Annotated in this window: 1 protein-coding gene; it reads right to left on the reverse strand. The window is 80.3% G+C overall.

All coding sequences use genetic code 11. The features are described 5' to 3' along the window. Nucleotides 1–552: hotdog family protein (locus tag HW577_RS26285; protein WP_198378997.1), on the reverse strand; the 552-nt coding region annotated here is incomplete at both ends.

Consider the following 552-nt stretch of genomic DNA (forward strand, 5'->3'; position numbering starts at 1 on the left):
CCTCCGCGCCCGTCATGCGCCGCGGGCCGGCGGCGGTGGGCGTGGGCGTGGCGGGCAGGCACGGCAGGGCGGCGATGCGGGCGCGGGCGACCTGGCTCCAGGCGTCCTCGGCAAGGCGGCGGCGCGCTTCCAGCACGAAGCCGCCGTCATCCTCGGTCACCACGCGCAACTGCCGCGTGCGGCCCGGCTCGAGCGGCAGCGGGCGGAGGATGGCGAGGTCCGTCACCTCCAGCGCTGGCGCCTCCGGGTGGTGCGCGGCGGCGGCGGCGAGCGCCGCCTCGGCCATCGCGGCCGCGGGCAGCACCGCGTCGCCGAGCAGCCTGTGGTCGGCGAGCCAGGGGGCGAGGTCCGTGTCGATCCAGGCGGTCCAGCGCCCAGGCTCGCGCGTCTCCGCCATGCCGAGCAGCGGATGGGCGAGGCGCGCGCCGGCCAAGGGCGCGGCCTCCACCGTGCGTGGGAACCAGATGCGCGTGCGGGCGAAGGGCGTCCTGGGCAGCGCCTCCCGGGCCGCGGTGCCGGCGAAGGCGCGGGCGGCGCGCGGGTCGGCCCCGC

Source organism: Neoroseomonas rubea, assembly GCF_016106015.1.
Taxonomy (GTDB): domain Bacteria; phylum Pseudomonadota; class Alphaproteobacteria; order Acetobacterales; family Acetobacteraceae; genus Neoroseomonas; species Neoroseomonas rubea.